The sequence below is a fragment of the Bradyrhizobium septentrionale genome (genome assembly GCF_011516645.4).
GTDB lineage: Bacteria > Pseudomonadota > Alphaproteobacteria > Rhizobiales > Xanthobacteraceae > Bradyrhizobium > Bradyrhizobium septentrionale.
This window is the reverse complement of record NZ_CP088285.1, coordinates 6,993,435-7,015,799: the sequence shown is the minus strand read 5'-3', so window position 1 is coordinate 7,015,799 and position 22,365 is coordinate 6,993,435. Positions and strand designations below refer to the sequence as shown.

The 22,365-nt window shown below is 62.6% G+C and carries 27 protein-coding genes and 2 pseudogenes; 22 read left to right on the top strand and 7 right to left on the bottom strand.

Annotation, left to right across the window (positions count from 1 at the left end; genetic code table 11):
• Positions 1-4: 4 nt before the first annotated feature.
• From HAP48_RS34955 to HAP48_RS34915, 8 genes are read left to right on the top strand one after another with little or no spacing between them, the layout of a single operon-like run.
• Positions 5-514, top strand: coding sequence for a phage GP46 family protein (locus HAP48_RS34955; protein ID WP_166204349.1), 510 nt, complete (start codon positions 5-7; stop codon positions 512-514).
• Positions 514-1,587 carry a baseplate J/gp47 family protein gene (locus HAP48_RS34950; protein WP_166204348.1) on the top strand — a complete coding sequence of 358 codons (1,074 nt, stop codon included), beginning with the start codon at positions 514-516 and terminating at the stop codon, positions 1,585-1,587. The genes HAP48_RS34955 and HAP48_RS34950 overlap by 1 nt, the downstream gene beginning before the upstream one ends.
• Positions 1,580-2,353 (top strand): YmfQ family protein, encoded by a 774-nt coding sequence (locus HAP48_RS34945; RefSeq protein WP_166204347.1) that lies wholly within the window; start codon positions 1,580-1,582, stop codon positions 2,351-2,353. Before HAP48_RS34950 ends, HAP48_RS34945 begins: the two co-directional genes overlap by 8 nt.
• A gap of 14 nt (positions 2,354-2,367) precedes the next feature.
• The gene (locus HAP48_RS34940; protein ID WP_166204346.1) at positions 2,368-3,663 is read left to right on the top strand and encodes a hypothetical protein; all 1,296 of its coding nucleotides are present in this window, start codon (positions 2,368-2,370) and stop codon (positions 3,661-3,663) included.
• Positions 3,664-3,675: 12 nt separating this feature from the next.
• Positions 3,676-4,272: a DUF4376 domain-containing protein gene (locus tag HAP48_RS34935; RefSeq protein WP_166204345.1), complete on the top strand. Its 597-nt coding sequence runs from the start codon at positions 3,676-3,678 to the stop codon at positions 4,270-4,272.
• Positions 4,273-4,275: 3 nt separating this feature from the next.
• Entirely contained in the window at positions 4,276-4,620 is a 345-nt protein-coding gene (locus tag HAP48_RS34930; RefSeq protein ID WP_166204344.1) for a hypothetical protein, read from the top strand.
• Positions 4,617-6,416: a collagen-like domain-containing protein gene (locus HAP48_RS34920; RefSeq protein ID WP_166204343.1), complete on the top strand. Its 1,800-nt coding sequence runs from the start codon at positions 4,617-4,619 to the stop codon at positions 6,414-6,416. The genes HAP48_RS34930 and HAP48_RS34920 overlap by 4 nt, the downstream gene beginning before the upstream one ends.
• Entirely contained in the window at positions 6,413-6,745 is a 333-nt protein-coding gene (locus HAP48_RS34915) for a hypothetical protein (protein ID WP_166204342.1), read from the top strand. The genes HAP48_RS34920 and HAP48_RS34915 overlap by 4 nt, the downstream gene beginning before the upstream one ends.
• Before the next feature lie 15 nt (positions 6,746-6,760).
• Here the strand turns inward: HAP48_RS34915 and HAP48_RS50225 are convergent, their stop codons facing one another.
• Positions 6,761-6,892: a hypothetical protein gene (locus tag HAP48_RS50225; protein ID WP_275949193.1), complete on the bottom strand. Its 132-nt coding sequence runs from the start codon at positions 6,890-6,892 to the stop codon at positions 6,761-6,763.
• 4 nt (positions 6,893-6,896) lie between these two features.
• Between HAP48_RS50225 and HAP48_RS34910 the strand changes: the two genes are divergently transcribed.
• Both HAP48_RS34910 and HAP48_RS34905 read left to right on the top strand, forming a co-directional pair.
• Positions 6,897-7,697: an N-acetylmuramoyl-L-alanine amidase gene (locus HAP48_RS34910; RefSeq protein ID WP_224496739.1), complete on the top strand. Its 801-nt coding sequence runs from the start codon at positions 6,897-6,899 to the stop codon at positions 7,695-7,697.
• 2 nt (positions 7,698-7,699) lie between these two features.
• Complete coding sequence (locus tag HAP48_RS34905) at positions 7,700-7,909, top strand: hypothetical protein (protein WP_166204339.1); 210 nt, start codon at positions 7,700-7,702, stop codon at positions 7,907-7,909.
• A gap of 63 nt (positions 7,910-7,972) precedes the next feature.
• On the opposite strand, the gene HAP48_RS34900 is transcribed toward HAP48_RS34905, so the two are convergent.
• Entirely contained in the window at positions 7,973-8,353 is a 381-nt protein-coding gene (locus HAP48_RS34900; protein WP_166204338.1) for a helix-turn-helix domain-containing protein, read from the bottom strand.
• A gap of 242 nt (positions 8,354-8,595) precedes the next feature.
• On the opposite strand from HAP48_RS34900, the gene HAP48_RS34895 reads away from it, so the two are divergent.
• From HAP48_RS34895 to HAP48_RS34860, 8 genes and pseudogenes are all read left to right on the top strand, one after another.
• A complete protein-coding gene (locus HAP48_RS34895; RefSeq protein WP_166204337.1) occupies positions 8,596-9,249 on the top strand; it encodes a helix-turn-helix transcriptional regulator in 654 nt (217 codons plus the stop codon).
• Positions 9,250-9,490: 241 nt separating this feature from the next.
• Positions 9,491-10,201, top strand: coding sequence for a Crp/Fnr family transcriptional regulator (locus tag HAP48_RS34890; protein WP_166204336.1), 711 nt, complete (start codon positions 9,491-9,493; stop codon positions 10,199-10,201).
• On the top strand, positions 10,198-10,518 hold the full coding sequence (locus tag HAP48_RS34885) for a hypothetical protein (protein ID WP_166204335.1): 321 nt from the start codon (positions 10,198-10,200) through the stop codon (positions 10,516-10,518). Before HAP48_RS34890 ends, HAP48_RS34885 begins: the two co-directional genes overlap by 4 nt.
• The gene (locus HAP48_RS34880; protein WP_166204334.1) at positions 10,505-10,753 is read left to right on the top strand and encodes a hypothetical protein; all 249 of its coding nucleotides are present in this window, start codon (positions 10,505-10,507) and stop codon (positions 10,751-10,753) included. Before HAP48_RS34885 ends, HAP48_RS34880 begins: the two co-directional genes overlap by 14 nt.
• Positions 10,750-11,031: a hypothetical protein gene (locus HAP48_RS34875; RefSeq protein ID WP_166204333.1), complete on the top strand. Its 282-nt coding sequence runs from the start codon at positions 10,750-10,752 to the stop codon at positions 11,029-11,031. Before HAP48_RS34880 ends, HAP48_RS34875 begins: the two co-directional genes overlap by 4 nt.
• A gap of 12 nt (positions 11,032-11,043) precedes the next feature.
• Positions 11,044-11,775: a hypothetical protein gene (locus tag HAP48_RS34870; RefSeq protein WP_166204332.1), complete on the top strand. Its 732-nt coding sequence runs from the start codon at positions 11,044-11,046 to the stop codon at positions 11,773-11,775.
• Between the two features lie 49 nt (positions 11,776-11,824).
• Positions 11,825-11,944: pseudogene (locus HAP48_RS34865) on the top strand (transposase); the annotation flags it as partial.
• Between the two features lie 177 nt (positions 11,945-12,121).
• Positions 12,122-12,667, top strand: a pseudogene (locus tag HAP48_RS34860) (IS1380-like element ISNha3 family transposase); the annotation flags it as partial.
• 371 nt (positions 12,668-13,038) lie between these two features.
• On the opposite strand, the gene HAP48_RS34855 reads toward HAP48_RS34860, so the two are convergent.
• A complete protein-coding gene (locus HAP48_RS34855) occupies positions 13,039-15,252 on the bottom strand; it encodes a hypothetical protein (RefSeq protein WP_166204331.1) in 2,214 nt (737 codons plus the stop codon).
• Between the two features lie 280 nt (positions 15,253-15,532).
• Here HAP48_RS34855 and HAP48_RS34850 point away from each other — a divergent pair, with 280 nt between their 5' ends.
• Positions 15,533-16,867: an IS1182 family transposase gene (locus HAP48_RS34850; RefSeq protein ID WP_166202952.1), complete on the top strand. Its 1,335-nt coding sequence runs from the start codon at positions 15,533-15,535 to the stop codon at positions 16,865-16,867.
• Positions 16,868-16,893: 26 nt separating this feature from the next.
• Here HAP48_RS34850 and HAP48_RS34845 read toward each other — a convergent pair whose 3' ends face one another.
• Complete coding sequence (locus HAP48_RS34845; protein ID WP_166202816.1) at positions 16,894-17,031, bottom strand: hypothetical protein; 138 nt, start codon at positions 17,029-17,031, stop codon at positions 16,894-16,896.
• A gap of 326 nt (positions 17,032-17,357) precedes the next feature.
• On the opposite strand from HAP48_RS34845, the gene HAP48_RS34840 reads away from it, so the two are divergent.
• From HAP48_RS34840 to HAP48_RS34830, 3 genes are read left to right on the top strand one after another with little or no spacing between them, the layout of a single operon-like run.
• Entirely contained in the window at positions 17,358-17,669 is a 312-nt protein-coding gene (locus HAP48_RS34840) for a hypothetical protein (RefSeq protein ID WP_166204330.1), read from the top strand.
• A complete protein-coding gene (locus tag HAP48_RS34835; protein WP_166204329.1) occupies positions 17,669-17,878 on the top strand; it encodes a hypothetical protein in 210 nt (69 codons plus the stop codon). Before HAP48_RS34840 ends, HAP48_RS34835 begins: the two co-directional genes overlap by 1 nt.
• Positions 17,875-18,063, top strand: a complete 189-nt coding sequence (locus tag HAP48_RS34830) for a hypothetical protein (RefSeq protein ID WP_166204328.1) — start codon at positions 17,875-17,877, stop codon at positions 18,061-18,063. Before HAP48_RS34835 ends, HAP48_RS34830 begins: the two co-directional genes overlap by 4 nt.
• A gap of 85 nt (positions 18,064-18,148) precedes the next feature.
• Here HAP48_RS34830 and HAP48_RS34825 read toward each other — a convergent pair whose 3' ends face one another.
• From HAP48_RS34825 to HAP48_RS34815, 3 genes are all read right to left on the bottom strand, one after another.
• Positions 18,149-19,738, bottom strand: coding sequence for a tyrosine-type recombinase/integrase (locus tag HAP48_RS34825; RefSeq protein ID WP_224496738.1), 1,590 nt, complete (start codon positions 19,736-19,738; stop codon positions 18,149-18,151).
• 395 nt (positions 19,739-20,133) lie between these two features.
• Positions 20,134-20,613: a MaoC family dehydratase gene (locus HAP48_RS34820; RefSeq protein ID WP_029078684.1), complete on the bottom strand. Its 480-nt coding sequence runs from the start codon at positions 20,611-20,613 to the stop codon at positions 20,134-20,136.
• A gap of 4 nt (positions 20,614-20,617) precedes the next feature.
• The gene (locus tag HAP48_RS34815) at positions 20,618-22,351 is read right to left on the bottom strand and encodes an AMP-binding protein (protein WP_166204327.1); all 1,734 of its coding nucleotides are present in this window, start codon (positions 22,349-22,351) and stop codon (positions 20,618-20,620) included.
• Between the last annotated feature and the right edge of the window lie 14 nt (positions 22,352-22,365).

Here is a 22,365-nt window from a genome sequence, read left to right as displayed (position 1 = left end):
AGACATGCCTGACGTTCGATACGTCCAGCAGACCGACATCGCCATCGTCGGCACCGCCGTCGAGTTGGACTGGCTGATGACGCCGATGCACCTCCTGGGCGACGGCTTCGCCTTGCAGAGCGCGGTCATCATCGCGCTTGGCACCGACGCGCTGGTCCCCGCCGATGCGGTGCTGCCCGATCCCGACAGCACCGATCGCGGCGGATGGTGGGGCGACATGGATGCGGAGGAAATCTGGAACGGCTGGCCGGTCGGCTCGAAGCTCTGGCTCCTGCGCCGCGCCAAGATCACACCATCGCAAGCGCGCGAAGGCAGCACCGTCTATCGCGCGGAGAGCTACGCGCGCGAGGCGCTGCGTCCGTTCACCGATCAGCGCATCGCGTCGCGTATTGATGCGGGAGCATCAAGAACCGATCGTGGAAGGATCGACGTGAGCGTTGTAATTTATCGCGGTCCAGATCGGCCGATCGATCTTCGGTATGCATCTCTGTGGGAAGAGTTGGGAGCGCCCTGATGCCTTGGACAACCCCTCCGCTCAAGGACGTTCGTCGCCTCGTGCGCGACTATGTGCTCGCGCAAGTCGGCGGCGTGGCGCTGGTCCCGAACTCGGTGCTTCGCATCATGAGCGATGCGATGGCCGGACTGACGCATCTCACCCTGCTGTATCTCGACTGGCTGGCCAAGCAGCTCATGCCCGATACCGCCGAACAGGAATGGCTGGATCGGCACGGGCAAATTTGGCTGGTCAACGCTGACGGCTCCAAGGGCCGCAAGGCGGCGACCTACGCGCAGGGGCAGGTCCAGTTCACCGGCGGCACCGGCATCGTCATTCCGATCGGCGCGCTGATGACCGGCGGCAATGGCGTGCAGTACCAGACCATCACGGCGGGCGAGATCGGCGCTGACGGCTTCGGCTCCGCAACTGCGGTTTCGCTGACCGCAGGCAGGGTCGGCAACCTGCCGGATGGTGACGTGATGTCGCTGTCGCAAACGGTCCCCGGCATCGACACCGCGATCCTGTTCGGCGACATGGCCGGCGGCTTCGACACCGAGACCGACGATCAGCTCCGCGAGCGCATCCTGTTTCGCATCCAGAACCCTCCGATGGGCGGCGACCTTGCGGATTATGTCGCATGGGCGACAGCGGTGCCGGGCGTCACGCGCGCGTGGGCAGCGTGCGAGATCGGACCCGGCACCATGACGGTGCGCTTCCTGATGGACGACACCTACCCTGACAATCACGGCCTGCCGCAGCCTGCCGATGTCGACACGGTGTCCGACTACATCGACAGCAAGCGGCCGGTGACCGTGAAGGACTGCTTCGTCATGGCACCGATCCTGTCGTTCTACGACATCACGATCTCCAGCCTGACCAACGACGACCCGACCGTGCGCGCCCGCATCGAGCAGTCGATCACCGACATGGAGTTCAAGCGCTCGAAGCCGGGCCAGACGATGTACCGCTCATGGGTCGATGAGGCGATCAGCCAAGCGGTCGGCGAGGAGACGCACGAGTTGGACTTCGAAACCACCGTGATGCCAGCGCCAGCCTACATGCCAACGTTGGGGACCGTGCTCTATGCCTGACCCTGACCACCACGTCACACGCACCGGAGATGACTACGCCGACGCCATGCAGGGGTTGCTGCCGGTCGGGCAGGCTTGGCCGCGTCACGACGACAGCGTGCTGATGACGGTCGTGCGCGGGCTGACGCGCATCTGGGGCGATTTCGAGACCAGGGCCTCGACATTGCTGGAAGTCGAGAGCGACCCACGCAGCACGGTCGAGCTGCTGCCGGACTGGGAACGCAACTGGGGTCTGCCCGATCCCTGCTACACCAGCCCGCAGTCGATCGCCGACCGGCAGCTCGCGCTGGTGATGCGCATGACGATGCTGGGCGCGCAGTCTCGTGAGTTCTTCATCGGCGTCGCCGCACAGCTCGGCTACACCATCACGATCACCGAGTTTCGCACGTTTTTCGTCGCCATGGATGGCTGCGGCGACTGCCGCGTTCACGGCGCGCTGCCGCCCGATCCGATGCGCAACCAGTGGGGCCAGAAAATCTACAACCCGATCGGCGTGCCGGTCGCGCAAGGCGAACTGTCGGAGTGGCCGAACTACGGGCTGGGACCGCTGGAGAACCGTTACTACTGGACCGTGCACGTCGCGAGCGCGCGGCTGACATGGTTTCGCTGCGCGTCCGGCCAGACCGGCGTCGATCCGCATCTGCGCATCGGCATCGCCGATGATCTGGAATGCGTGCTCAATCGATGGAAGCCGGGCCACACGCAAATCATCTTCGACTATTCCGGTCTCAGCAATCCGGGTGATCCGATGGCGGGAACGCCTTAACGGGAGCACATGCGATGAAGTACCAGCAACCCTATGGCGTCTCCGATCCGAACGCGGCCTACACCAACGGCAATCCATCGACCGGCATCATGGGGTCGATCCCGCCCGCAGCGTCGATCGAATTCCCGCAGCGCGAGATCGTCAACTTCATCACCGATGCCGGGCTTGTGCCCGCCGATGGTGATCTGCATCAGCTCTCGCGGTCGGTGCAGTCCGGTCACGTGATCTACGGCGTGGACAGCGGCGCGGCGAACCTGCTCTCGATCGCGCTGACGCCGCCGCTGATCGCTTATGTTGACGGGTTGTTCGTCTGGGTGCGGGTCGCGGTCACCAACACCGGCCCGGCGGTCCTCTCGATCAACGGCTTGGCGGGCAAGAACATCGTGCGGCGCGGCGGCACCGCGCTCCAGGCGGGCGATCTTCCCGGCAGTTATCTCGCCCTGCTGGTCTACAACGGCCCGCACGGAAATTTCGAGCTGTACGGCGCATCCTTCGCGCCCGCGACCTTCGTGCCGATCCTGTCGGCCAACACCAACCTCTACTGCAACCCGGCGACCGGCGACGATGCGCTGTATGACGGCAGCGCCGCTGTGGTCTCCGGGCCGCATGGCCCGTTCAGGACGATCGCGCGCGCGATGCAGGAGACCTTCAAGTACGGGCCTTCGGTCTACACGATGACCATCAACCTGTCGTCCGGCACCTTCAACGAGGCGGTCGGGACGCCGAACGTGATTGGCCCGACCATCATCATCAAGGGAAACGGGCCAACCGCGACCTTCGTGATGGGAGCCAACAACGCGCACACCTTCTCGTGCACAAACGCCAACAACATGATCGTGCGCGACCTGTGCACGCAGACCGGGACCGGCTCTGGTCCGCCGTGCAATTTCGCCGCATCGAGCGGCGGGTCGATCTCCACGATCAACACGGCATCGCAGGGCGCGACCGCCGGTTATATTTTCGAAGCCTATGGCGGCTATGTCTATCCCGGCAACCACACCTTCAACGCGGGCAGCTCCTGTCAGGAAGTCTTCGCGGCCTTCTTCAGTGGCTTCGTCGGCTTGCAGCAGGGCGCGTCGTACAACTTTGCCGGTTCGATGAACGTCACGGCTGCGATTGCCGTCACCAGCTCGAACGGCTCGATCGCGGTGCCGGTGCCGGGTGCGCCGACCTTTCCCGGCGCAGGCTTCGTCACCGGCCAGAAGTATTTCGCCGCCCTCAACGGCGTCATCAACACGCAAGGGTCGGGTGCGAGCTACTTCCCCGGCAACCAGCCGGGCGTCGTCTCAAGCGGCGGCCAGTACAATTGATGGAGCGCTTCGATGATGATGTTCAATGCAAAAGACTGGTACTGGTCCGTCGCAGGCGATGCGGCGAATGTCTATTCGTCGGCGCGCAACATCTATGTGCCGCTGGCCGACAGCGCCTTCACGGCATGGATGGCGGCCAACGGCCTCGCAGCCGCGCCAGCCATCGCCAGTGAAGCCGACATCTGGGACTACGTGCAGAGCTTCCAGCCTTGGTGGCTCTGGGACGCCGCTGCCGGGAAGGTGTCGCAACCGGCGGTGGATCAGTACACCAAACCGCAGTTGCAGGGCTACGCCATCACCGTGCGCACCACCAAGGTCAATGGCGGCATGGTCGCGGGTGGCATCCCTGTTCTGACCGATGACCGCAGCCGCCAGTTCATCGCCGATGCGCGGCGGCAAGCAGAGGCTGACGATACTTGGACCACAAAGTGGTTCGCGTCTGACATGCAGTTCTACGATGTCACGGCGGTGCAGATGATCGAGATGTCGGACGCCGTGAACAAGCACACCAACGATTGCTACACGGTCTTCCAGCAGGTCAGCCACAACATAACGATCAACGTGGTCACGACGCTGGCGCAGATCGACACGGCATTCACGGGGCTTTGAGCCATGGCAACGGTCAACATCATTGTCGAGAACGACGCCGATTTCTATCAGGCGTTTCAGTACACGACCGCGTCCGGCGTCCCGATCGACCTGACCGGCGCAGCGCTGGAAATGATGTTGCGGCGGCACGCTGAGGATAAAGCGGCGGTGCTACGGCTCGGCACCGATACCGGCGAGCTGCAGATTTACGATCCGGTCAACGGACTGTTCACGGTGCTGATCGTGCAGGACACGCTCGTGCATCTGGGGCTTGGCGACTACGACCATTCCAACATCATGACGCGCGTCGGGCGCAAGACCAAGATTTGGTCCGGCACGCTGACCAACAATGCGGGAGCGTCGCGATGAGCAAGGTCGAGGTCATCAACGAGCCTGCCATCAGCATCGGTGCCGGTGATCCGCCTGTCGTGGTGCTCGCGCCCGAAGACATCGCGATCATCACGGTGCCCGAGCAAGGACCGCCCGGACCTCCCGGCCAGGGTTTGCCGGGAAAGCCAGGACCGCAGGGCGCGGTTGGCCCGCCGGGCCCGCAGGGACCGCAGGGCAATGTCGGGCCGCAGGGAGCGCAGGGACCGCAGGGCGTTGCCGGGCCGCAGGGTACGCAGGGCGCTCCTGGTGCGACCGGCGGGCAAGGTCCCCAGGGTGTCGCCGGACCGCAGGGACCGCAGGGCAACACGGGTGCGCAGGGCAATCCGGGCGTGGATGGCAACACCGTGCTCTACGGCACCGTTGCGCCGACTGCTGGCGTCGGCGTCAACGGCAACTTCTACATCAACACCGCAACCAACTTCATCTATGGCCCGAAGGCTGGCGGCGCGTGGCCCGCAGGCACGTCGCTGGTTGGTCCGCAGGGACCGCAGGGCGTGCAGGGTCCGGCGGGCGCTGGCAGTCCCGGCGTCAGCATGCCGCTGATGAACGGCGCTGCCGCTGTCGGCGTCTCGGGAAACTTCTCGCGCGAGGATCACGTTCACCCATCCGACACCTCGCGGGTGATCAAGGCTGGCGACCGGATGACCGGCTCGCTGCGCGTCGCTGCGTCGGCGCAGTCTGCCGCGCCATATCCCGCGATGGTCAGCTCCTACGCGCTGTCGGTCGATACCAGCTTCGGCTTCAATGCATTTGTGAACGCGGCAGGCAGCAACTGGCTCGCACAGGTCACTGGTTTTGGTGAGATGATCACTGGTGATCCAGCGACCGGCAATCTGAACTTCTATGCGTCACCCGCCTCTGTCGCCGCTGGTGGCGTGCTAGGGCAGAACGTGACCGCGACACTGACGCAGGCGGGCCAGTGGCAGCCGAAGTCGATTGCCATGACCGGCGACAATGGTTTCGGGGCGATCACGCTCTACCGCACGGGCGGCACGACCTACGGAACGCTTGGCGTCGATGGGACGGGCTACAACATCAATCTGAGCGCTGGCACGATCCCGATCAACGTCTGCTTCTCTGGCGTCGTCAGGGCGATTTTTGCGAACTCCGGTGGGCTGACAATTGCGCAACCGGCGAGCGTCAGTGCAATTGGGCTCGGTGTCACAGGCGCAACCCAAAATTACGGTGCCGACATTCGGTGCAGTGGAGCGGGCTTCGCCGGGGTCGTCGGATGGGCGGTCGGCACCAGCCTGTACGGCATGAGCGGCGAGAACCTGTCCGGCACCACCTATTCGTTCTATGGCAACACGGGCGCTTTCCTTGCCGCAGGTGCTTGGCAAACGTCCGATGCCCGCGTCAAGGCCATCACCAGACAGGTCGATCCCGCTGCCGCGCTCGCCGCCGTCAATGCGCTCGCGGTGAACGAATTCACGCCAGCCAACCCGGCGGCGCGCGAGATGTTCTTCGGGCGCAACGTTGTCGCCGACGAAACGCTCTACGGCTGGAATGCGCAGGATGTCGAAATGGTCATTCCGGTCGCCGTTCGCGACATCGGCATCCCGGCGGTGGACCGCGTGACGCGCTCGGCACTCAGGCACATCGACATCCCGGAGCTGAACAGCGAGGAAGCCGTAGCGCTCGGCGAGGAAGTGATGTCGATCAAGGCGATCAACGACCGCTACATGCTGACGACACTGTGGTCGGCGGTGCAGCGGCTCTCGACGCAGAACGATGAGCTGCGCGCCGAACTCGAAGCGCTGAAGGCAATGCCGTGAATGTCCGGGCGCAAACGCTTGTCTCCGCGATCGTGCTGGTGACCGTGACGGTGCCGATTGTCCGCACCCTGACGGCAGCACCGCAGCAAGCCGCGCCCGCGTGCATCGACAGCGAGACGCGGGAGATTGTTCGCGGCCTGCTTCTCGACGGCATCAACTCCGCGCTGAAGGACCACACCAAGCGCCTGTTCGATGTCTGGATGAAAGAACCGCACGAAGCGCCGACGCGCCAGATCGCGGGCATGCAGAACGCCATCAACGCCTTCGCGCGCTCGCGCGCTGCAATGCTGACTTGGAACCCGCCAACCTGCAAAGGAGACGAGCCATGAGCTACGACCGCATCGTCATATTCCGGCCACGGCAAGTACGTGCGCGGCGCGGCTGGCATCCTCGATGAAGTCGATGAAGCCCGGCGCGTGGTCGAGCGGCTGGCCGACATGCTCGAAGCCAGGGACATCGACGTGACGGTGTTTCATAACGATGTCAGCCAGAGCCAGAGCGAGAACCTTGAACAGGATCGTGGATTATCACAACAGCCAGAGGCGCGACCTCGACGTGTCCGTGCACTTCTATGCCTATGAGCAGGTGTCGAAGCCGATGGGCGTCGAGGTGCTGTACGTGACGCAGGGCGCGCTGGCGGCGGATGTGTCCACCGCCATCTCGTGCTGCGGCCTGCTCAATCGCGGCGCAAAGAAGCGCACCGACCTGTTTTTCCTGAATGAAACAGCCGGGCCAGCGATCCTGATCGAGACCTGCTTCGTGGACAGCGAGGCCGATGCGGAGGTGTACGAACGGCAGTTCGATGCGATCTGCGAAGCCATCGCCACGGTGCTCGGCGGCAACGATGTTGATGTGATCCTGCCGCCCGCGACCGACGAATACAGCGTCGGCGGCAAGGTGTCCTGCTTCGGTGGTCCCGACGATACCGGCGTCTCGCCCAGCGAAGGTCTGGCCTTCATCTACAGCGTCGATGATGCCCCGCAACTATTCCTGCCGTTCCAGCCGGAAGGAACGACCGGGCTCGCGCGGCGTCTCAATCCCTATGTGCATTATGTCGCGTGCCGCTGGGACTACGGTCTGGTGCCGAAGTCGGAGATGATCAATCACGTGGCACTGGTCCGCGCCGTCGAGACCGGCATCGCCATGAAGGCATTCCCCGCCGATTGGGGACCGCACGAGGACACGGGGCGCGTGGCCGACATCTCTCCCGGTCTGATGGACGACCTCGACATCACGACCGACGATGAAGTCGAGGTCATCTTCCCGTACATGGAGGCCTGACCATGCTTTCCATCGCGATTTCCGTGCTCTGGTTTCTGATCGGCCTGATCATTCTCGCGGGCATCGTCTATCTGGCGATCTGGGTCATCGAGCAGTTTATCCCGCCGAAGGTGAAGCAAGGCGTCTGGGTGATCGTCCTGCTGCTGGCGCTGATCGCGCTCATCACCGCGCTGGCTGGCGGCGGCGGGCACGCCATCAATCCCTTTCGGTAGGCAAAGTCAGGTCGAGGACTTGCCGCCGGTCCCGCCGCCGCCGCCTTCGATCTGCAGAGGCTGTTAGTGCCCGCTAAATCGACGGGCTAGTTCAACCACGGCGGCACGCATCACGTCGTTCTTGATGCCGGCGAAGCTGTCAATCAGCCTCATGCCGTCGCGTGTAGCAGCAACACGATCCAAATTCGAAAGCGTTTGTATTTTTTTGCCCTTTTTCTGCTCGGGCAATAGATCAGCGACATCGCACTCAAATATCTTCGCTATCTGTTGCAGCCGCGAGCTGGTGATGCGGTTGGCACCCTTCTCGTATTTCTGGATTTGCTGGAACGATAGGCCAAGCATCCGGCCCAGCTCCTCCTGCGATATCTCGCGCTTGTTGCGGTAGCCTCTGATTTTGTCGCCGATATAGGCATCCACCGGGGTGACCGCCTTGGTGTTGGACATTGTTTCCTCTTGCACAGTGTCATCCTGGCCACTGTGGCCGGATGCTCCAATTGTTCGCGCAACGGGCAGAGCCGTCAAGGCTCCCGCACTGATATTTATGCAAAGTGTGCCAACGTGTTGCCCGTCTTATTTTGGCCGCCTTATGTGCGAAAGGAGCAAGGAGAGCGAGCAGGAAAAACATGCAACGAGTTGCACTTGAGTTCATCGAGAAAGTGGAGAGCCTTTCAACGCCCGATGCGGTGATGGACGCCATGGGCACGGCGCTGAACCAGCAGGGCATCGGCTATTTTGTTTTTAGCTATGTCCCGACCGCGACCGAGAGCTTTGCCGATGTCATGTTGGACAATCGGCTGCCGAAGGGGTGGATGAAGTCCTACACCGAACAACGGTTCACGGCTGATGATCCCGGTTTCCGTTACAGCCAGGTCACGACGATGCCGTTCCGCTGGCTTAAAGAAGCGCCCCATGACCCCGAGCGAGATACGCGCCTTGCTGAACTGGTGCAATTCAACAGGGACTTCGGCCTTGTCGACGGCGTCGTGATCCCGGTGTCCAAGCCACCGTTGCGACTGGGTCAGGTGTGGTTCGGCGGCGACGAGTTCGACCTGCCCGATCGCGCGCTGCCGGCGCTGAATATGATGGCGATGCACGCCTTCGACCGCGTGCTGCAGCTCAAGGGCGTCCACTATGTGCCGCCGGGCGTCCTGGCTCCGCGAGAGCGCGAGGTGCTGACGCTGACCGCACTCGGGAAGAGGGCCGATGAAATTGCCGATGCCCTCAACCTCAAAACCCCAACGGTGCGCGTGTATCTCGATCGGTGCCGGTCCAAACTCGGCGCGGCGACAATCGCGCAAGCGGTGTCGATCGCGAGGGGCCAGCACATGATCAGGCCTTAGAAAGCTGCCGTATTGACGCACTGAGTTTTCATAGTGGCATTTCTCATGACGTGGCGGCGTGAGCACGCGCGCGAAATTTCAGCAGTAACGAAATATAGAAAAATAATCTTGCGCTCTCAAAATTCCGTGTCATCAATGTGAACGCCATGCACGTCGGATATGAGTTACCAAGGTAACTCTACCAGCGTGAGGCGACGAACAATGCACACAACCCTCACGTCAATGGGGGGAGGAAATGTCTATGACGACCGAACGCGACGAAGCGGATGAGGTCCGGACGTTTATCAAATCCCTGAAGAGCAAGCGGATCGGGCATGCCCGGAAGGGCACGAAGATTATCGAAAGCGGCAAGCGTATCTCCGAGATTATCCTGGTCTCACGTGGCCAGCTAAGGATCGACATGGTGAGAGCGCAATGCCGCACCGCAATGGTCGGGCTGATCGGGCCTGATAGCTGGCTCAGCGAAGGCGCGGTGGACGGTGCGGAGGTCCATTCCACCACGGCGACGGCGGTCACCGAAAGCGACTACATCGCATTTCCTCGCGCGACATTCCCGACGCTGCTGGAGGAGAACCAGCCGTTCAACCGTTTCTTCACGCGCGGGGCGGCGAAGACCACAAGAAGCTTGAACGAGGCGATGAGAAACCTCCTCAACTCCGCGCATCTGAGGATCGCCACCAACTTTTATGATCGCTTCGCGGGCACCAACGAGCAGGAGCTACTGATCGACGCGACGCCGAAGCACTATGCCGAGATGGTCGGGATCGCGCGCGGGACCGCGCACAGGGTCATCAACAACTTCCGCGACGCTGGACTACTGACAAAGCGTGACCATGACTACCTTCTCAACCGTGCCGCGCTGGAGGAATATCTGCAGTGGGAGCGCACCACCCCACCTTTCAGCACGGGGCATGAGTTCGCGCACTTCGTGGCCTGGAGAAAAGGGAAATGAAGCGGCTGAAGCTTGGCATGGCCACCGACAAGGCGGCGAGCCTCGTGAGCGACGATGGCGTCATCACACTCGCCTGTGAGGACGCCCGCGATGTCGCGATGTCGATTGCGCGCGCGGTCAATCACCACGACGCGCTAGTCGCCGCGCTCACGCCATTCCGTTCACGCGAGATGGGCAACGCCCTGGTCCATATGATCGACTACCGCGAGCCAAACAGCGAGGCGGCCCAGGCACGGCTGATCCAGCTCGTCGCCATGATCGACGTGATCTTGGACAGCGCCGAGGCCGAGGAAGACGAGCCAGATGCAGCTTCATGACCGGATCACGATGGTAACGCGGGTCTGCGAGCTGGCCCTGCAAGGCCAAGGCCCCGAAGTTCAGGGCGCGGTACTGATCGATCTGGTCGGAATGTTCTTCGCCGGGCACCACCCGGCGCTGCGCGAGGAGCTGATCGAGGCATTCGTCAAGGCCATGCGCGAACTGATCCCGATCAACGAGCAAATCCTGGTCGAACGGCATGGCGGCATACCAGAGGGATGGGGGAAGCAGTGATCGAATACCCGACGACGTGTCCGCATTGCGGATACCACACCGATGGTCTGGAGGTTCTCGGTGACATCAACGCAGCCGATCCCTTTCCCTGCGATGGCGAGCTGTCGCTGTGCGACGACTGCGGCGAGTGGAACGTCATGGCCAAGGGCCACCACGGCGGCCTGCGCAAGCCAAGAGCAAGGGAGCTGCGCGCAATCAAGCGCAGCGAGAACTGCGCCAGGGCGATCATGGACTGGCGCGAGAGGAAGATTGAGCAGCACTTCAAGGGCCACGCTTAGGGAAGAGCAAGCATGAACAACGAGCTGGTGGAAATCGCGACGAACGAGCTGAAGCAGTACGGCATAAAACCGGAGGTCACACAGACCAACGGCGGGCACATCCAGATCACGTGGCGCGCGGTCCCCGAAAAGGAACTCCGATGCGTCACCACCGCCAAGACCGGCAGCGACTGGCGCAATCGCATGAACATCAGGGCCGAAGTCCGCAGGCTCCTCCGCGCCGACAACGTGATGAAGAAGGAAGAGCCGAAGCCGCCGAAGAAGCATCCTGAGCTGGCCAAGGCGCTCAACCTGCCGCAGCCCGTCACCCCAATCCCCGATCAGATTGCCGCCATGCGCGGCGAGATCGCCGACCTCACCGAGCTGATGGTGCGAACGTTCAAGATGGTCGGCAACATGCGCGAGACGATCTCGGCCCAGGCGCCACCACCGCCGCCGCCGGCACAGCCGCCCGAGCCGGTCAGCAGCAGGGCGGTCAAGATCAAGGAATATTTGGCGCTCGATAGATGGGTCTCGCTCTCGGCGCTCGTCCGCGACACCGGGCTATCGTCACAGCAGGTCAAGCTGAAGCTCTATTATCTTGAGCGATTGGGCGAAGTGACGGTCTACCAGGGACAGGCCAAGCTCAATGCGGTCGAGCCCCGACCGAAGAAGCCTCGCGGGCGGGCTGCGCACAAGGCGAAGACGAAGAAGGTCAACGGGCGTGCTCGCGCGAACGGTCACAAGCACCGGATTGCCGCATGACGGAAAGGGACCGCATCGCGCCGAGCAAATCGACAAACGACATTTTGCGCGAGGCAGAGGCTTCCGCCAGTTCCTGTTGCGGGGCATCGAGAAAGTGCGCGCCGAGTGGACAATGATCTGCACCGTCCATAACCTCCTCAAGCTGTTCAACCTCGCAAACGCAGCCTGAGCCTGCTACTCTACAACAAATGCCCGTCACGAAAACATATCTGGACGGGCTCCTAGCCCGTCTTATTCGTCAGAGGGCGCCTGAGAGGCTGGCGAGCGTGGTGTAAAGCGCTGATGCGGCGTAGGATTCGGTTGCAAAGCCACCCCATCACCTTCAGCCGCGAACACCACGCCCGCCATGACCGATGATACGATTCTGCCCTTCTCGTTTCCAGCCGTTCACGCCAAGAAAGTCACAGCTGCCTTCGATGGCGGTCGGCTGACCTCGAACGGGGGCGTGATGCTTCTGGCGATGGCCGAGCGGCGTCTCGGCTTGGCCGACAATTTGGCCCGGGTGTTCCCGGATCGGCGCGATCCGACGCGGGTCGTGCACAGCCTTGTCGATATGTTCCGCGCGCGCATGTTCGCGATCTGCTGCGGCTACGAGGACGCCGACGACCTCGATCATCTGCGGTCCGATCCCGCATTCAAGCTGGCCTGCGGACGGCTGCCGGACACGGGTCGCGATCTGTGTTCCCAACCGACGCTGTCGCGGCTGGAGAATGCTCCGCGCCTGCGCGACGTGATCCGACTGACCTACACTTTGGTCGACGCATGGATGGATAGCTACCCGCGCGAGCCGGCATCCGTCACGCTCGACATCGATGATACCTGCGATGTCGTCCACGGCCATCAGCAGCTCTCGCTGTTCAACGCTCATTATGACGAACGCTGCTTCCTGCCTGCCCGCTGAAAGGCCGCCGCCTCTGCCGACGAGTCGGCCGGAGAGGCATCTTGCGCGTCCACGCTATCCGTTTGTTGACGCGCGCGATACATTGAGCGAAGTTCATCTGTACTCACTTTCGAAGATGAAGGCCAGGAGCGCTGATCGTATGTGCCTGGACTTGAGCCGACACATCGCCGGCATTTGACGGTTCAGCTGCCAAGCGAAAGGAAGTCGTGGTCACGACGCTCCCGATCGAATTTCAATCGGACCCCGTTGTCGATCTGTTCGAGGAGTTCGCGCCGTCGAGCTCATCGGGGATTTCCTCTCGGTGATAACGGCCACTTGATCGTGTCACCACAGCGGCGCTCCGGCGCGAGACACCCAGGTAACTACATCCCGAGGCGCGCGAACTGCATCGACGCGTGCTCCGCCTCGGGAAGGGGATACCACGGCTGGCTGCCAGCTGCGGTGCGCAACAAGGACCTACAGAACGCCGGCGTGAGCTTGCCGCGGTGGATCACGACGTTCTCGCGCCCCGTCGCAGCTCGAGCGCTCTGCCAGTCCTGATTGTAGCCGCGCTGGTCATTGGACTTCACGTGGCAAGCGGCGAACGCGGCATCGCTCAGCGTTGCCAACTGCCAGGCATGTACCGGCCGCTTGGTATGGATGTGCACCCACATCGGGCTTGGGATCGCGCCATTGCGCAGGGCCTTGGGCTGCAGCTTGATCTCGAACAGTGTCCCCGGATCACCCTTCAAGGCGCGCGGTGGATTCACAGACGCCAGCTCCCCGGCCGCCCGCAACTGTTCAAGATACTTCTGGGACGGAAACGCGTAGGTCTTCATGCAATCGATCGTGATCGCCGCCTTTCGCGTCTTCAAAGAGTTCGCCTGTCCCTGCACCTCGGACAACATCGCCTTGAGCCGGGTTATTTTGTCATGCACTTCCGGCACTTGCGCAGGCGTGAGTAGGCCACGTCGGCGAGGCTCCTCCAGCGCGACTACACTGGCCTCAATCTCGGAGGCCTGCGTCTGCAGTCGCTTAACGACGAGATCCACGACGTGATCGGCGTCCTCGGGCTTCATCTGGCGCGCTTGCGAGACGGCGCTTTGCTGAGCCGGCAGATCGAACTGCAAAAGTTCGTCCATTCGCTCGAGTAATCCGCTCAGTGCTTTCCTGGAGGGCGGAGCTTGCAATATCTCCAGGTGCCCAGTCGCCGACGATGACGCCCTCGCGTCTGCCTCCTCCGCGCTCGCGAGTTTCTTTGTACCCAAATCCGAGAGTACGATCACCTTGCCTGTTGGGGCCGTGGCAGCGTCGGGCGTGGCGAGCTGCGGCTCGCGCAGCCCGGCCGCCGAACTTCGCTCGCCTGCGGCCGGGGCGCGCTTGCCTTTCCCCTTCCTCCGCGCCGCACCCCCCTCAACCACTACGGCAGTCCGGGCCGGCGGCTCAATCATGGCGGGCGTCTTTGGCTGCACGTGCAAAAGACGCGTGACGTCGTCCGCGGTGACCCATGCACCTTCCGCGATCTGGCCCAACAGTTCCAATGGAAGGTCGGCATCCGTTCCGGCGTCCCTTAGCCTGGTAACGACGCCGTGCACCCCTGAGGCAAATTCCGAAAGCCGCTCCATGACTCCTTCCAGAACGGTGCAGTGGTCTGCGTCGAGCGCCGCTCCCCGCAGAACGGCGTCGGAAGTCGAGTTGAATGCCGGAAAAAAATCCGTGATAAAGGTCCCAAGCAGTCGCACCCGCCCGTCCTCACCCATGAGGGCGTCGTTCACGGCTGGGCCGAACGTGGCCGCCTTCGACTCGATCAAGAGTCGCGCGAGAGCGATGCGCGATTCCAGGTACATGCACTTCGTATTAAGTGCCCAGCCGGTACGCTGGCGTAGCGCGGCCTCGTCCTCCTCCCGCATCTTGGACGTGGCGCTTGGCAAGTTGGCGGTGGCCGCATAGACGGACTGCATCCGCTCCGAGCGCAATACCTTCTTTCCCCACCAATCCAAGCAGGCTTCGTAATGCTTCGCCACGCTGGATACCGCCCGGCCCAGCTGGCCGGGCGGAGCGCCGGCATCTCGCATCCGGCCGAGCACGGCTGCTGCTTTGCTCCTGTTCGCCTCCAGGTCCTTGACAATCCAGGCGGCCACGGCGTTGCATTCGTCTCCCGCAGCGATAGTTTCGGCGCGGACTCGGCGAGCCTGACCGTCGGAAAGAAGCTCGCGCGCCATGTCCGGGGGAAAGCTCGCGTAATAGCCCAGAACTTCCGAGCCTGCCTTGACGACTTGATCGATCCGCTCTTGCATCTCCGACGGATCCCGGGCTTGCATGACTGCATTTTTAGAAGCATCAAGACCCTCAAGCAGGCTGCGCATTTTTTGCTTCGCTGCTTTGATTCCGTCGCCACTCGAGGGCATCCGGACCGCCACACCGGACGCGGGTGGCTCACTCATGAGCGCGATTCCATCTTGAGGTCCGGAGCGCATCCGCTCCAATTCGCTGTCGAAAGATTGCCCGCCTTCCCCAGGGGCGGGACCGGGCTCCGGGCTCGAACTGCTCGATCCCCATGCGCTGTCGGCTCCTGAAGGCCCAACAATGCCCGCCATCTTCCACCTCCAATCAGGTCCATAATGCGCAGCCTGTTTGGATAGACAGCTTGGCTGACGAGAAGCTGACCAAGGGCGTTTTCCCCGGATGCACAGGAAAACCCAGCTCACCATGGGTTGCAATTCTATGGCGTCTGGGGTGCTGCTGGAGGTAGCGGGGCATCGTCAACTTAATCGACCGGGAGCCGAAGGAGGCGCTTCTCAAAGGTTTGAGATTAGCTAGGAGCTTGTCTGGATAGTCGCTGTTCAAATCTGGTCGGGTCTGATTCAACATTGGGCGATGAGCAAGTATTTTCGGCCTTGGAACATCGATCAGACGCTGCTTCTGCCGCCGAATGTGCAGGACTTCGTGCCGAAAGGCCATGTCTCGCGGTTTATGGTTGATCTGGTGCGGGAGAGCCTCGATCTCAGGGAGATCATGGGCAGCTATGTGAGCGGGCTTGGGCAGCCGCCGTTTGATCCGCGGATGATGGTGGCGCTGCTGCTGCATAGCTATGCGAGTGGGCTGTATTCGTCGCGTCGGATTGCCAAGGCCTGCCGGGAGCGGAACGATTTTGTGATGATCGTGGCGCTGGATGCGCCGGATTTTCGGACGATCAGCGACTTTCGCAAGCGACATTTGAAGGCGCTCGGCGCGCTATTCGTGCAGGTTCTGAAGTTGTGCGAGACGGCCGGGCTGGTCAAGCTCGGTCATGTCGCGCTGGATGGTACGAAGATCAAGGCGAACGCGTCGAAACACAAGGCGATGAGTTATGAGCGCATGAAGAAGCGCGAGGCGGAATTGAAGGCCGAGGTCGCTCGCATGCTGGCGGCCGCCGAGGCGGCGGATGCCTCGGAGGATGAGACTTTCGGCAACAGCGACGAACTGCCGGACTGGACCGTCGACAAGCAGAAACGGCTGGCGAAGATCCAGCAAGCGATGGCGGCGCTGGAAGCGGACGCCAAACTGGCGGCGGAGGAAGAGCGCCGCATCGAGGCCGAAAAGGAACAGCAGCGCCAGGCCGAAGGCCGCAAGAAGCCGGGCAAACCGGCGGCGCTGCCATCGGAGGAACCCAATCCCAAGGCGCAACGCAACTTCACCGATCCGGAAAGCCGCATCATGAAGTCGAAGGATGGCTTCGTTCAGGCCTATAATGCCCAGGCGGCCGTCGATGCACATGCCCAGATCATTGTCGCGCAAGAACTGACCCAGCACGGCAGCGATCAGGGCCAGTTGGTGCCCCTGATCGAGGCCATCGAGAGCAATCTTGGCCGCAAGCCGCGGCAGGCCTCAGCGGATTCCGGCTACTGCAGCGAAGCCAATCTCGAAGCGCTCGACACACGCAGCATCGATGGCTATGTCGCGCCCGGACGCGCCAAACACCCGACAGTAGCGAACGGAAAAGTCGGCGGCCCGCTGACACAGGCCATGCGAAAGAAGATCGACGATGGCGGCTTCGAAACACCCTACCGATTGCGAAAGCAAGTGGTGGAGCCGGTGTTCGGACAGATCAAACAGGCAAGAGGCTTCCGCCAGTTCCTGTTGCGGGGCATCGAGAAAGTGCGCGCCGAGTGGACAATGATCTGCACCGTCCATAACCTCCTCAAGCTGTTCAACCTCGCAAACGCAGCCTGAGCCTGCTACTCTACAACAAATGCCCGTCACGAAAACATATCTGGACGGGCTCCTAGGCTCTCAAGGTCTAGGACCATCTTTCGCAGGGCTTCATGGGTGTTCTCGATATCGCCCGCCAGCGTCGCCCGGCGCTTCACCAGCCCGTTCAAGACAAATTCGTTCATTGGACCCCTCCGGTGTTATGGTGCAAGCGCCACCAGCGAGGACAGTAGCCGGGCAGGCAGGATCAACCGATATGTGGCTTGGTGAGTTTGCTACCTAATGCCGGATCTTCCTCCCCTACCGGACCACGCACCTGCGGCTCTCGCAGGCCCAGCAGCGGGCCTTCCGGGCCGGGCTCCTCTCCCGCGAGGAGGCCGGGCTGCATCGCGTGCGAGGCCATTTCAAAATTCGAAAAACCGGCGTGTACTGGTGGAGCCCGTTCTTCCGGGGTGATCCGGACAGGCCTCTGGAGCGGCAGCAGTACAACGTGGCTTGAGCAGGAGGTCACATGGCCAGCAAGAAGAATGAGCGCATCGAGGCGCTGCGCGACGCCTTCGCCAAGGCTGCAACGGCGAACGACCCAGCAGGCATACAGCTCATCGGTCGCGAGCTGCTGACCGAGTACGCCAACCAGCCGAAGCTCAGCAAGCACTACCAAATGCACCGCGACATCGTTCACATGACCCTGGTGACGATGATGGCAATGGACGAGCTGCGAAAGGATGAAACCTTTGGCGAGATGTCGCCAGAGCAGCGCGACCGGCTGCCATTCGACTTAGCCATGATGGCGATGGACGTGCTGAAAAAGCAAAAACAATGATGCCCGCCAAGTTTCCCGACATCCCGCCCGACGTGGCGCGCAAATTCCTCAACGATATGGCGGCCTATTTCAGCGCGTCGACCGAGTTGCAGCGCGACGAGATCGCAGCGCGGTGGCGCCACATCCTGCTCGACTACATGCCGGCCAAAACCACGCTGCGGCTCAACGACGTGAAGGAACTGTTTCGCAAGATGCGAGACGAGGGATGATCACCGAAGTCCTCGCCCAAATCCGCGCCCCCAACTTCACCGCCGGGATCGTGCTGTTCGACGACGTGGTGGTCGAGACCGCGCCCATCGTCGGGCGACGCGCAATCAACGGCCGAATGACCAAGAAAGCCGCCTTCGCGCGGGCGCAGGAACTGCTGGAGGTCAGGGATGGCAGACGACAATAACATCAGCCGCGCCCGCCGGGACGCCAGCAAAAGCAAAACGGCCCGCCTCTCGGCGGGCCGTTTGCACTTCAATCGAGTGTCCCCTTTACGCCGCCTTCTTCAACGGGACCACGTTGTCGGCATCCTCACGCGCCAGCAGCGCATCGCGCGCGATGTCGTCCGAATATTCGGTGATGTGCTTGCTGTAGGTGCGTTCAATCTCGATGGAGGACGTATCGTGCAGGCTGGCAACCAGCCGGATCGGCACGTTCTTCAGCAGCATCCGAACAATCGATGAATGCCGCAGGGCGTACATCGTCACCTTTGTGGGGTCCTCGCCGATGCTCGTGACGATCGCCGTCACGTCATCGCGATAGTCGTCGGCCGGCCGCTCGCTCCAGGGCCGGTCATCGCTCCGCAGCAGGAGCGGCGCATCCGGCGCGCGACCCTTGGCGGCCGCCTCCAGCCTCTCGGCCAGCTCCACACTGATGGGCACGGAATAACGCTCCTGCTTGCGCTTCATCCGGTTTTTGGAGCCACCCTTGCCACCCTTCGGCATCATCAGTTTCGGCTTAGCGCCGCAGCGCAGGTCCTCGACCAGCAGCCGCGTCGGCTGGCTCGGCCGGGCACCGGTCTCGGCCAGAACGTCAACGAAGTCGCCCAGCTTCCTATCGATGGCAAGGGCTCCGTTCACGAACGCGCGGACCTGGGCATCATCGAGCGGGAAATTGCGCGCGACGTGGGCATCGGGCAAGGCTTCGAGACCGTCCTGCCAGGCCTCCAGGTTCTTGATCCGCCGATCATGCTTGGCCGCCAGCTTTACCGCAGCGAGCAAGCCCTTGCACAGGCGGTTGACCGAACCATCCACCAGCTTGGTGCGCAGGCCATCGTGCCATGTGCTCAGCTCGTTTTTGGCAACGAGCGCCACCGGCTTGGACAGCAGCACGCTGGTCAGGTGCTTGCGCGGATACGTGGCATTGTATTTGGAGCCGCCGCGCTTTTCGAGATCGCGCTCATAAGCGGCCAGGGCACCATCGACGGTGATTGGCGCGGCATCGGACGTCACCGCTTCATCGCCGCCGCGCGCCAGCTCCTTTGCCCGATCGCAAGCCTGATAGAAGGTCAGGATGGTCTTGCCGTCAGCGTCCTCGAGATCATCGGCGAACGCGAAGCCCTTTGTCCAATATGAGCCGTGACCGTCGGCGGCCTTCACCACCCAGGTGCCATTCGTTTTGTTGCGGCGATAGAGGAGCTGGATGCCGCGTGCGAGCGTCGGCCCCGTGTAGGTCTTGAAGCGGATCGCGAGCTTCGTCAGCCGCGCGGTGCGGCTCTCCAATTTGCAGTCTTTTGCCTTGCGTGCCATCTGAATTGCTGTCCTTTTCTGTCCCGTGAACTGTCCCAAAAGCGGGCGTGTAAGCCGAGGGAACCGTATAGCACTCATGGTGGAAAATGACAACGCCGCCAATGGTTTAGCGAGATTTGTATGGAGGCGTATGGGGGCGTGGGAATTGCAAATTCTCCCCTTGTGGGAGAAGGTGGCGCGCAGCGCCGGATGAGGGGTCTCTCTCCACGGATGAGCTCGCGGAGAGAGACCCCTCACCCGGCTCGCTTCGCGAGCCACCCTCTCCCACAAGGGGAGAGGGTACACCGAGCAAGATATTGGCAGCTTTTGAGCAGCGATGGATGGCCGGGTCAAGCCCGGCCAGGACCGTCCAAGACGGCCACCGGGCGCGCTATACGGAAGGCGTCATCGACCCGCAGGGTTTCAAGCTTTTGAGCAGGTGCCCGCTCCAGCACTCATGATGCTCCTGGGCGTAGCTAATCGCCCCAATCACAATCAAAGCGATTACAACAAGTCCGGCGACGATGTTCTGCACCATGGCTGCCACTCCGGGACCGCACCGCCTAAAGGGCGGATGATGGACACCAGGAACCATCGCCGTCAATGCGCTACATGGGCTAGGCGAGCGGCGCACCGCCTGGGAAACTCGTCATGCCCCGGGTTTATCCCGGGCATCCACGTCTTTGGTTTCGGCATCAAGAAAGACGTGGATGGCCAGGACAAGCCCGGCCATGACGGGCGTGGCGCCCTCAGCTGAAATAGATCAGGCCGAGCCAGTCGGCGACCAGCGCGGGCTTCTCCTCGCCCTCGATCTCGACCGTGACGTTGGTGCGCGACAGCAGTTCCTTCGGCTTGCGCAGCGTGGCTTCCGCCAGCACGAAGCGGCCGCGGACGCGCTTGCCCGAGCGCACCGGCGAGATGAAGCGCAGCTTGTCGAAACCGTAATTGACGCCCATCGCGGTGCCCTCGAGCACCGGCATCACCTCGTAGGACATGATCGACATCAGCGACATCGTCAGGAAGCCATGGGCGATGGTGGTGCCGAAGGCCGTCTCCTTTTTGGCGCGCTCGGGATCGACATGGATGAACTGGTGATCCTCGATCACGTCGGCATAGGTGTCGATACGGCCCTGATCAAGCAGGTGCCACGACGACACGCCGATCTCCTTGCCGACCATGCCCTGGTAGGTTTCCAGCGACACCGGCGGCTTCTTCCAGACTTCGTTCATTTCGCTAGCTCTCCGATCCGGATGACCGCACTCTCTGCAGCTCCGGAAATTCTTCCTCGCGGAACTCGGCTCCGCGCAACGCATCGCTGCGATTATCGTCATGTTCGAGCCGGCGCAACTGCACCCGGCGGATTTTTCCGGAGATCGTCTTCGGCAGCTCGGTCACCAGCTCGATCTTGCGGATGCGCTTGAACGGCGCCAGCCTTGCATGCAGGTGCTGGAAGATCGACAGCGCGGTCTCCGGCGTGCGCTCGACACCTGAGACCAGCAGCACATAGGCCTTGGGGATCGCCAGCCGGATCGGGTCCGGGCTCGGCACCACGGCGGCTTCCGCCACCGCATCGTGCTCCAGCAGCACGCTTTCGAGCTCGAACGGCGAGATCCGGTAGTCGGAGGATTTGAAGACGTCGTCGGTGCGGCCGACGAAGGTCAGATAGCCCTCGTCATCGGTGAACACGACGTCGCCGCTGCGATAGATCTCGCCGTCGGCGCCGGCGAGCTTGCCGTCGTCGCCCTGATAGCCCTGCATCAGACCCGCCGGCCTGTCGGCGCCGAGCAGGAGCGTCACCTCGCCTTCCTTGGAGGCATGGCCGTCATTGTCGGTGACCTGCACGCGATAGCCCGGCAGCGGCCGGCCCATCGAGCCGACCTTGACCTTCTGCCCCGGCGAGTTGCCGGCGAGCGCCGTGGTCTCGGTCTGGCCGTAGCCGTCGCGGATGGTCAGCCCCCAAGCCGATTTGACCTGGTCGATGATCTCAGGGTTGAGCGGCTCGCCGGCGCCGCAGACTTCCCGCAGACTCACCTTGAAGTCTGACAGTTGCTCCTGGATGAACATCCGCCACACCGTCGGCGGCGCGCACAGCGTGGTGACGCCACAGCGGGCGATGGTCGCGAGCAGTCCTTTCGCCTCGAAGCGTGGCTGGTTGGCGATGAAGATCGTCGCGCCGGCATTCCACGGTGCGAAGAAGCAGCTCCAGGCATGCTTGGCCCAGCCGGGCGACGAGATGTTGAGATGGACGTCGCCGGGCTGCAGGCCGATCCAGTACATGGTCGAGAGATGGCCGACCGGATAGCTGCGCTGGCTGTGCCGCACCAACTTTGGCTTTGCCGTGGTGCCCGAGGTGAAATACAGCAGCATGGGGTCGTCGGCCTTGGTCGGGCCATCGGGCGTGAAGGCTTCGGGCGCCTTCGCGGCGTCCTCGAACGGCAGCCAGCCCTCCTGGGTCTGCGCCGCACCGACCACGATGCGCACCAATTTGTCGCTGCCGAGGCCCGCGAACTTCGCGACCTGATCCTGCGTCGCAACCACCGCCTTGGCCCGGCCGCGATCCAGCCGGTCGCGCAATTCATCCGCGGTCAATAGCGTGGTCGCCGGGATCACGACGACGCCCAGCTTCATCGCCGCCAGCATGGTCTCCCACAGCGGCACAACGTTGCCGAGCAGCAGCAACAGATGATCGCCGCGCTTCAACCCCTGCGCGCGCAGGAAATTCGCCACCTGGTTCGAGCGGCGCGACAGCGCGGCAAAGGAAAGCTTGGTTTCTTTGCCGCTGGCGGCATCGACGATCCACAGCGCCGGCCGATCGCGGCTGTCAGGTGATTTCGCCAGCTCGGCATCGAACCAGTCCAGCGCCCAGTTGAACGGCACCGGATCCGGCCAGCGAAAATCCCTCACCGCCGTGTCGTAGTCGGTGCGGTGCTTGAGCAGAAAGGCGCGTGCGTCCTGAAATGTGGTCATCCGGCTTCACCACG

Excerpts from the sequence above, each read along its gene's own strand:
- HAP48_RS34955 (WP_166204349.1), top strand. The coding sequence starts at position 5 with ATGCCTGACGTTCGATACGTCCAGCAGACCGACATCGCCATCGTCGGC.
- HAP48_RS34950 (WP_166204348.1), top strand. The coding sequence starts at position 514 with ATGCCTTGGACAACCCCTCCGCTCAAGGACGTTCGTCGCCTCGTGCGC.
- HAP48_RS34945 (WP_166204347.1), top strand. The coding sequence starts at position 1,580 with ATGCCTGACCCTGACCACCACGTCACACGCACCGGAGATGACTACGCC.
- HAP48_RS34940 (WP_166204346.1), top strand. The coding sequence starts at position 2,368 with ATGAAGTACCAGCAACCCTATGGCGTCTCCGATCCGAACGCGGCCTAC.
- HAP48_RS34935 (WP_166204345.1), top strand. The coding sequence starts at position 3,676 with ATGATGATGTTCAATGCAAAAGACTGGTACTGGTCCGTCGCAGGCGAT.
- HAP48_RS34930 (WP_166204344.1), top strand. The coding sequence starts at position 4,276 with ATGGCAACGGTCAACATCATTGTCGAGAACGACGCCGATTTCTATCAG.
- HAP48_RS34920 (WP_166204343.1), top strand. The coding sequence starts at position 4,617 with ATGAGCAAGGTCGAGGTCATCAACGAGCCTGCCATCAGCATCGGTGCC.
- HAP48_RS50225 (WP_275949193.1), bottom strand. The coding sequence starts at position 6,892 with ATGAAACACCGTCACGTCGATGTCCCTGGCTTCGAGCATGTCGGCCAG.
- HAP48_RS34910 (WP_224496739.1), top strand. The coding sequence starts at position 6,897 with ATGTCAGCCAGAGCCAGAGCGAGAACCTTGAACAGGATCGTGGATTAT.
- HAP48_RS34905 (WP_166204339.1), top strand. The coding sequence starts at position 7,700 with ATGCTTTCCATCGCGATTTCCGTGCTCTGGTTTCTGATCGGCCTGATC.
- HAP48_RS34900 (WP_166204338.1), bottom strand. The coding sequence starts at position 8,353 with ATGTCCAACACCAAGGCGGTCACCCCGGTGGATGCCTATATCGGCGAC.
- HAP48_RS34895 (WP_166204337.1), top strand. The coding sequence starts at position 8,596 with ATGGACGCCATGGGCACGGCGCTGAACCAGCAGGGCATCGGCTATTTT.
- HAP48_RS34890 (WP_166204336.1), top strand. The coding sequence starts at position 9,491 with ATGACGACCGAACGCGACGAAGCGGATGAGGTCCGGACGTTTATCAAA.
- HAP48_RS34885 (WP_166204335.1), top strand. The coding sequence starts at position 10,198 with ATGAAGCGGCTGAAGCTTGGCATGGCCACCGACAAGGCGGCGAGCCTC.
- HAP48_RS34880 (WP_166204334.1), top strand. The coding sequence starts at position 10,505 with ATGCAGCTTCATGACCGGATCACGATGGTAACGCGGGTCTGCGAGCTG.
- HAP48_RS34870 (WP_166204332.1), top strand. The coding sequence starts at position 11,044 with ATGAACAACGAGCTGGTGGAAATCGCGACGAACGAGCTGAAGCAGTAC.
- HAP48_RS34855 (WP_166204331.1), bottom strand. The coding sequence starts at position 15,252 with ATGGCGGGCATTGTTGGGCCTTCAGGAGCCGACAGCGCATGGGGATCG.
- HAP48_RS34850 (WP_166202952.1), top strand. The coding sequence starts at position 15,533 with ATGAGCAAGTATTTTCGGCCTTGGAACATCGATCAGACGCTGCTTCTG.
- HAP48_RS34845 (WP_166202816.1), bottom strand. The coding sequence starts at position 17,031 with ATGAACGAATTTGTCTTGAACGGGCTGGTGAAGCGCCGGGCGACGCTG.
- HAP48_RS34840 (WP_166204330.1), top strand. The coding sequence starts at position 17,358 with ATGGCCAGCAAGAAGAATGAGCGCATCGAGGCGCTGCGCGACGCCTTC.
- HAP48_RS34835 (WP_166204329.1), top strand. The coding sequence starts at position 17,669 with ATGCCCGCCAAGTTTCCCGACATCCCGCCCGACGTGGCGCGCAAATTC.
- HAP48_RS34830 (WP_166204328.1), top strand. The coding sequence starts at position 17,875 with ATGATCACCGAAGTCCTCGCCCAAATCCGCGCCCCCAACTTCACCGCC.
- HAP48_RS34820 (WP_029078684.1), bottom strand. The coding sequence starts at position 20,613 with ATGAACGAAGTCTGGAAGAAGCCGCCGGTGTCGCTGGAAACCTACCAG.
- HAP48_RS34815 (WP_166204327.1), bottom strand. The coding sequence starts at position 22,351 with ATGACCACATTTCAGGACGCACGCGCCTTTCTGCTCAAGCACCGCACC.